The organism is Streptomyces mesophilus, from assembly GCF_011044995.1.
GTDB lineage: Bacteria > Actinomycetota > Actinomycetes > Streptomycetales > Streptomycetaceae > Streptomyces > Streptomyces mesophilus.
On sequence record NZ_JAAKZW010000323.1, the window covers coordinates 1 to 7,114 of the forward strand.

Here is a 7,114-nt window from a genome sequence, read left to right on the forward strand (position 1 = left end):
CCCGCGACACCGGCTTCGACGCGGCGGCACCGCAGTGACTGCGGGCTGCCGCCGGGGGTTACGCCGCCGCGTCGAAGCCGGTGTCGCGGGCCAGCCGCTTCAGCTCGAGCAGGGCGTGCTTCTCGATCTGACGGATCCGCTCGCGGGTCAGACCGTGCTCCTTGCCGACCTCGGTCAGGGTGCGCTCGCGGCCGTCCTCGATGCCGTACCGCATCTTGATGATCGACGCGGTGCGCTGGTCGAGCCGGCCGATCAGACCGTCGAGCTCCTCGCTGCGGAGCAGCGTGAGCACCGACTGCTCGGGCGAGACCGCCGAGGTGTCCTCGAGCAGGTCGCCGAACTGGGTGTCACCGTTGTCGTCCACCGACATGTTCAGGGAGACCGGGTCGCGCGCCCAGTCGAGCACGTCGCCGACGCGCTCCGGCGTCGAGCCGAGCTCGGCGGCGATCTCGGTGTGCTCCGGGTCGCGGCCGTTCTCCCGGTTGAACTCGCGCTGGACGCGGCGGATGCGGCCGAGCTCCTCGACGAGGTGGACGGGCAGCCGGATCGTGCGCGACTGGTCGGCGATGGAGCGGGTGATGGCCTGCCGGATCCACCACGTCGCATACGTGGAGAACTTGAAGCCCTTGCGGTAGTCGAACTTCTCGACCGCGCGCACCAGGCCCGCGTTGCCCTCCTGGATCAGGTCGAGCAGCGGCAGACCCGAGCGCGGATAGCGACGGGCGACCGCGACGACCAGACGGAGGTTGGAGCGGATGAAGATGTCCTTGGCGCGCTCACTGTCGGCGACCAGGGCCTCGAGCTCTTCACGGCTCGCGTCCTTACCGGTCTCGGTGGCCTCGTCGAGCGTCTCGTCAAGGATCTGCTGGGCATACACACCCGCCTCGATGATCTGCGAGAGCTCGACCTCCTTGGCGGCGTCGAGCAGCGGCGTGCGGGCTATCTCGTCCAGATACATGCCGACCAGGTCGCGGTCGGCGATTTCACCGGTTCCGACGCGAACACTGCTTGCCGCGTCGGATCCGCCCTTGGCGGTCTTACGACGGGCGACGGCACGGGTTGCCATGCGTGCTCCCTTTGCGATGAGTGGGGCCTGCTGGTGGTCTTCGGGACTCCAGGGGCGGCGGCCTGCTATGACACTTCAAATAACGCTTGGCTACCGCTTCCGATGGAAACAACGACTGGAATCCGGACAGAATTCCCGAGCTGCCCAACATTTTTCGTGATCTTGCAGTACCCTGTGCCGCCGCAATACGGACCGACACCTTGTCGGTGTCGCGGAGGTGCAGGTCAGGTCGGGTGCAAGGACCCGTCCCGTACCCCTCGCGCGCCGTCGTAGACGCCGGGGGAATGAGACGGCCGTCACACGTTTTGCCTGCTCCACCCCTTGCGGCGGCCCGTCCTCCCCGCTGATGAAGACGGCGCCGGCCGCTTCCTGGTTGCCCGGCTGCTCCCCGGGTTCCCTCAACCGGCCCGCGCAACACAGCCACAGCCGCTTCAATCGCCCAACGGCCCGAACGCGCCAACAGTTCCCGCGAGCCCCATGAGCAGCCACCCCTCCCGACGCACCGCGGCGGCCCCTAGCCGAACTGCACCGACCTCTTCGCGAGCCCCATCCAGAACCCGTCGATCACCGACCGCTGCGCCCTCAGCTCACCGGCCGCGTCCGCCGCCCCCATCGCCACGAACAGCGGCGCGAAGTGCTCGGTGCGCGGGTGGGCCAGCTGCCCCGCCGGCGACTTGACCGTGAAATCGAGCAGCGCGTCCACGTCACCCGTGTCCAGAGCCTCGTGCCCCCACGCGTCGAACTCCGCGGACCAGGAAGGGATCCCGCCCTGCCGCAGCGCCGCCAGATTGTGCGTGAAGAAGCCGCTGCCGACGATCAGCACACCCTCGTCGCGCAGCGGTGCGAGCTTGCGGCCGATGTCCATGAGCCGGCGCGGGTCGAGCGTGGGCATGGAGATCTGCAGGACCGGGATGTCGGCGCCCGGGAACATCTCGACCAGCGGCACGTACGCGCCGTGGTCGAGGCCGCGGTCCGGTATGTCCTGCACCGGCGTACCGGGCGCCCGCAGCAACTTCCGTACGGACTCGGCGAGTTCAGGCGCGCCCGGAGCCTCGTACCGCACCTGGTAGTAGTGCTCGGGAAAACCCCAGAAGTCGTAGACGAGCGGCACGGCCTCGGTGGCGCCGAGCGCGAGCGGGGCCTCCTCCCAGTGCGCGGAGACCATGAGGATCGCCTTGGGGCGCGGCAGCTCCGCGGACCAGGCCGCGAGCTGGCCGGGCCACAGCGCGTCGTCGGCGAGCGGCGGGGCGCCGTGCGAGAGGTAGAGCGCGGGCATGCGCTCGGCGGTGGCGGCGTTCATGGCGGCTCCCTTGCTCGGGCACCCACTCGCACACGGGAAACGCATGCCGGAAGCGCGTGCCGGACACTTATACTTGAAACTTCAAGCACTACCTCGAAGGTACTCCCCTGCCCCCTTTCCTTCAACCTTCAAGGAACCGCTCCGTACAGTGGAAACATGGCGACGATGCACGAGGACGAGCCCCGCTGGCTCACCGACGGGGAACAGCAGATCTGGCGCACGTATCTGCAGGCCACCATGCTCCTCGACGACCACCTGGACCGGCAGCTGCAGCGTGACGCCAAGCTGCCGCACCTCTATTACGCGCTGCTCGTCCAGCTCGGCGAGGCCCCGCGCCGCCGGCTGCGGATGACCGAGCTCGCCAGACAGGCGAAGATCACCCGCTCCCGGCTCTCGCACGCGATCGCCCGCCTGGAGAAGAACGGCTGGGTCCGCCGCGAGGACTGCCCCTCCGACAAGCGCGGCCAGAACGCGATCCTCACCGAGCGGGGCGCCGAGGTGCTCGCCGAGGCCGCGCCCGGCCATGTCGCCGCCGTACGGCAGGCGCTCTTCGACCGGCTCACCCCCGAACAGCAGAAATCCCTCGGCGAGATCATGAAGATCGTCGCCGAGGGACTTCAGCCGTGCGAGGCGGGTGCGGATCTGCCCTGGTTGCGCTGAGCGCTCAGGGCAGTCCGGCTACTGCTGCGATACGTGGATCAGTGCGCCATGACCGGGACCGCGATCTCGTCCTCGGCACCCTGACCGCCACCCGAGGCGACCGGCGTGGAGCCCGGCGCCTTGGTGGTGATGAAGGTGAACGCGATGGCCGCGGAGACCACCAGGATGCCGACGGCCCACCAGATCGCCGAGGTGTAGCCCTCGACCATGGCCTGCGCCTGCAGCAGCTGCTGGTTGGTGGCGCCGGCCGCGTTGTCCACGAGGTACGCGGTCGTGGCCGAGGCGGCGATGGTGTTCAGGAGCGCGGTGCCGATGGCGCCGCCGACCTGCTGCGAGGTGTTGACCATCGCGGAGGCCACACCGGAGTCCCGCGCCTCGACACCGAGGGTGGCGAGCGACATGGCCGGCATGAACGCCGTACCCATGCCGAGACCCAGCAGCAGCTGCGCCGGCAGGATCAGCAGCGGGTACGAGGAGTCGATCTCCATCTGGGTCAGGAGCAGCATGCCGAGCGCGGCGACCAGGAAGCCCGGGCCCATGAGCAGGCGCGGCGGGACGCGGGTCATCAGACGCGCGCCGATCTGGGTCGAGCCCGTGATCATGCCGACGATCATCGGCAGGAACGCGAAGCCGGTCATGACCGGGCTGTAGCCCTTGACGATCTGCAGGTAGTAGGTCAGGAACAGGAACAGACCGAACATCGAGATGACGGCGAGACCGAGCGACAGGTAGACACCGCCGCGGTTGCGGTCGGTGATGACGCGCAGCGGGAGCAGCGGGTGCTTGACCTTGGCCTCGACGGCCACGAACGCGGCGAGCAGCACGGCGGACGCGATGAACATGCCGATGGTCACGGAGTCGGACCAGCCCTCGGACTCGGCGCGCGTGAAGCCGTAGACGAGCGCGACCAGACCGGTCGTCGACAGGAGCACACCCGGGATGTCGAGCGGCGAGCGGTTGCGGCCGCCGGCCGGCTCACGGATCACGAAGTACGCGCCGAGGGCGGCGACGATCGCGAACGGGATGTTGACGAAGAAGGTCCAGCGCCAGTTCAGGTACTCGGTGAGGACACCGCCGAGGATCAGACCCACGGCGCCACCACCACCGGCGATCGCACCGTAGATGCCGAAGGCCTTGGCGCGCTCCTTGGCGTCGGTGAACATCACGGCGAGCAGCGAGAGCGCGGCCGGCGCGAGCAGCGCGCCGAAGGCACCCTGCGCGGCGCGGGCGATCAGCATCATGGCCTCACCGGTCGCGGCGCCACCGACGGCGGACGCGGCGGCGAAACCGATCAGACCGGTGACGAAGGTGCGCTTGCGGCCCCACAGGTCGGCGATGCGGCCACCGAAGAGCAGCAGGCCGCCGAAGGCCAGGGCGTAGGCCGTGATGACCCACTGACGGTTGCCGTCGGAGATCCCCAGGTCCGTCTGGGCGGTCGGCAGCGCGATGTTCACGATCGTCGCGTCGAGCACGACCATGAGCTGGGCGAGAGCGATGAAGACGAGAGCCGTCCATCGCTTCGGGTCGAGCCCGGTATCGGGCTTGAGAGCTGTTTCGGACATGGGGGTACCCACCTCGATATTTCTTGAAAAAACGCACGCGCACGACAGCGTGCGATGACGGTGAAGGGTTACTGCTGAGGAGTTACTGCTGAGGAGCTACTGCTGAAGCTTGTGAGGGACGGTCAGGCCCTTTGGCGGAGATCCTCCAAAGTGGCCGCCGTTCCCGGGAGTTCGGATCGGGCCGGGGCCTGCAGGCCGTCCAGGAACAGCTGCAGGTGGCGGTGGACGAACTGGTCGAAGTTCACACACCCCGACCCTGGCAGGGGCCGGGTGAGCTGGGACAGGGCCACCATCAGGTCACCGACAGCGACATCGGTGCGCAGTTGACCTGCGGTGCGGGCCCTGGCCATCAGCTCTTCGACCAGAGACTCGATACGGTCCCGGGCCTCGTCGAGATCCGGGTGTTCCTTGTCGAAGTCACCGGCGAGCATCGGGCACAGAGCGCCGATCCGTTCGTCGGCGGCGGCGTGCACGAAGCGGCGCAGCGCCCCGAACGCGTCGCCCTCCTCGGCGAGGGCGCGTTCCGCCTGCTCCGACGCACGGTCCATGACGGAGCAGACGACCTCGCGGATGAGCTCCGCGCGGTCGGCGAAGTGCCGGTACAGGGTGGCGTTGCCGACGCCGGCCCTGCGGGCGATCTCGTCGAACGGGACCTCGGGTCCGAACTCGACGAACATCTCCCTGGCCGCCGCCACGATCCGCTCACGGTTGCGCAGTGCGTCGGCCCGGGGGCGCGGCACGGGACGCGACCGTTCAGCGGCTGCTGCGGTGACCATAACCATCCTGCCCTCCGAAGTGGACATCTGTCCACTTCTATTTTCCGGCTCCTTCGCCCCGGCGCCTGAACCGGCCACGGGACGCTTCGCCTCGATGCGGGGAGTCAGTCCCCGTTTCGCGCGAACACAGGTCTAAACGGGGAGACCCTCCCCGGTTATTTCCCGCGCCCCTGTGACCTGGCTCACACCTGTTCCGGGCGAGAAACCCACGATCGGCTCACCCGGCGCGCGCGTGTCGCGCCCCCGGCAGAAGGTGATCGTCATGGACGCGGCTTCCGTTGCGGCCTGGTGCGGCCCGCTCATGGGGCCGGCCCTCGGGGTGACGACTTGGCGTGGTGGTGCTCGACGGCCGCCGCGCCGCCGGTGCGGCGGCTGGTTCCACGGCTGCCGTGCCGCCGGACCGGAAGGGCCCTCGCATGCAGCTGTCCCCTCGCTGGATACGCAGGCCGCGCCGCAGCAGCTGGCTCGCCGCGGCCGCTGCGCTGGCCATCTCCGCGACGGCGACGGCCAGTACGGGACAGCTTCTCGCCGACCCCTCGAGCGCATCGGGGCCGGTGTCCGCGGCCCGCTCCACCGCCCTTGGTCCGTGCATGATCACGGGCTCGATGGGTGTCCAGATGTCCGAGGGCGTGCCCACCGGGCCCGGCTACTCCCGTTCGACGGGCACCATCCGCGCACTGAATCTGATGGTCGACTTCCCGGACGCGCCCGGGGAGGGCACGGCGCTCGAGCGGTACAGGGAGTTCTTCCCGCAGACCCAGAAGTGGTTCCGCACCAGTTCGTACGGGCGGCTCGACTACCAGCCGCACGCACCGGTCAAGGACTGGCTGCGGATGCCCCGTAAATTCTCCGCGTACGGGATAGAGCGCGGCGCTCCGTTCGATCCCGGCTACCGGGCGCTGGTCGAGGACATCGTGCGGACCGCCGACCCCGACGTGGACTTCCGCTCGTACGACCTCGTGAACGTCCTCGTCACCCCGAACGCGGGGCCTTCCGCGCTCGACACCGTGCTTTCGGTGACCTTCGCGGGCAATCACGAGGCGCCGATCGCCGATGGTGTGCCCGTCTCCAACGCGTCCTTCGTCTACAGCCGGCAGGACGACGGGTCGGGGTCGTACGACGAGACCGGCTACCGGGTGCTGCCGCATGAGAACGGGCATGTCTTCGGGCTGCCGGATCTGTACACCGCCGACGGGGGTGGGGCGGTCGGGCACTGGGACATCATGAGCGAGGACTGGGGGGCGAACAACGATCTGCTCGGCTGGCACAAGTGGAAGCTCGGGTGGCTCGAGGACAACCAGGTGCGGTGTGCGGCGGCGTCCGGGGTGTCGGAGCATCTGCTGAGTCCGCTGGGGGCGAAGAGTGACGGTACGAAGCTGACGTTCATTCCGCTCAGTGAGCAGGCGGGGTATGCGCTCGAGGTGCGTACGCGGGGTGGGAACGATGAGGCGGTGTGCAAGCCCGGTGTGCTGGTGTACCGGGTGGATGCCGATGTCGATACGGGGCAGGGGCCGGTGACGGTGGCCGACTCGGCGCGGGATTCCGGGGGGTGTACGCGGCGGCCCAATGTGCATGCGGAGCTGTCCGATGCGCCGTACGGGCCCGGGGAGACCTTTGTGGACCGGGAGCATGGCTGTCTCTTATACACACCTCCGCGCCCACGAGACCCGCTTCCATCTCGTATGCCGTCTACTGCTTGAAAAAAAAAATAAGCTGTCGTGTGTTTTAAGAAATGAGAGTATCTGGTCGA

6 protein-coding genes are annotated in these 7,114 nt (G+C 68.6%); 2 read left to right on the forward strand and 4 right to left on the reverse strand.

Translation table 11 applies throughout. From position 1 onward, the window contains the following. Window positions 1–58: 58 nt before the first annotated feature. Both G6045_RS37980 and G6045_RS37985 read right to left on the reverse strand, forming a co-directional pair. Window positions 59–1,066: a sigma-70 family RNA polymerase sigma factor gene (locus tag G6045_RS37980; protein ID WP_165336802.1), complete on the reverse strand. Its 1,008-nt coding sequence runs from the start codon at window positions 1,064–1,066 to the stop codon at window positions 59–61. A 514-nt stretch (window positions 1,067–1,580) separates the two neighbouring features. Then, window positions 1,581–2,366: a dioxygenase family protein gene (locus G6045_RS37985; protein ID WP_165336803.1), complete on the reverse strand. Its 786-nt coding sequence runs from the start codon at window positions 2,364–2,366 to the stop codon at window positions 1,581–1,583. Between the two features lie 156 nt (window positions 2,367–2,522). Between G6045_RS37985 and G6045_RS37990 the strand changes: the two genes are divergently transcribed. Beyond that, a complete protein-coding gene (locus G6045_RS37990; RefSeq protein WP_165336804.1) occupies window positions 2,523–3,026 on the forward strand; it encodes a MarR family winged helix-turn-helix transcriptional regulator in 504 nt (167 codons plus the stop codon). A gap of 38 nt (window positions 3,027–3,064) precedes the next feature. Here the strand turns inward: G6045_RS37990 and G6045_RS37995 are convergent, their stop codons facing one another. Further along, window positions 3,065–4,588 carry an MFS transporter gene (locus G6045_RS37995; protein WP_165336805.1) on the reverse strand — a complete coding sequence of 508 codons (1,524 nt, stop codon included), beginning with the start codon at window positions 4,586–4,588 and terminating at the stop codon, window positions 3,065–3,067. A gap of 122 nt (window positions 4,589–4,710) precedes the next feature. Continuing rightward, a complete protein-coding gene (locus G6045_RS38000) occupies window positions 4,711–5,370 on the reverse strand; it encodes a TetR/AcrR family transcriptional regulator (RefSeq protein WP_408056416.1) in 660 nt (219 codons plus the stop codon). A gap of 410 nt (window positions 5,371–5,780) precedes the next feature. Between G6045_RS38000 and G6045_RS38005 the strand changes: the two genes are divergently transcribed. Beyond that, a complete protein-coding gene (locus G6045_RS38005) occupies window positions 5,781–7,064 on the forward strand; it encodes a M6 family metalloprotease domain-containing protein (RefSeq protein WP_165336807.1) in 1,284 nt (427 codons plus the stop codon). Window positions 7,065–7,114 lie beyond the last annotated feature (50 nt).

What these genes read in the sequence shown, in the direction of transcription:
- G6045_RS37980 (WP_165336802.1), bottom strand. Translation starts at nt 1,066, where the DNA reads ATGGCAACCCGTGCCGTCGCCCGTCGTAAGACCGCCAAGGGCGGATCC.
- G6045_RS37985 (WP_165336803.1), bottom strand. Translation starts at nt 2,366, where the DNA reads ATGAACGCCGCCACCGCCGAGCGCATGCCCGCGCTCTACCTCTCGCAC.
- G6045_RS37990 (WP_165336804.1), top strand. Translation starts at nt 2,523, where the DNA reads ATGGCGACGATGCACGAGGACGAGCCCCGCTGGCTCACCGACGGGGAA.
- G6045_RS37995 (WP_165336805.1), bottom strand. Translation starts at nt 4,588, where the DNA reads ATGTCCGAAACAGCTCTCAAGCCCGATACCGGGCTCGACCCGAAGCGA.
- G6045_RS38000 (WP_408056416.1), bottom strand. Translation starts at nt 5,370, where the DNA reads ATGGTTATGGTCACCGCAGCAGCCGCTGAACGGTCGCGTCCCGTGCCG.
- G6045_RS38005 (WP_165336807.1), top strand. Translation starts at nt 5,781, where the DNA reads ATGCAGCTGTCCCCTCGCTGGATACGCAGGCCGCGCCGCAGCAGCTGG.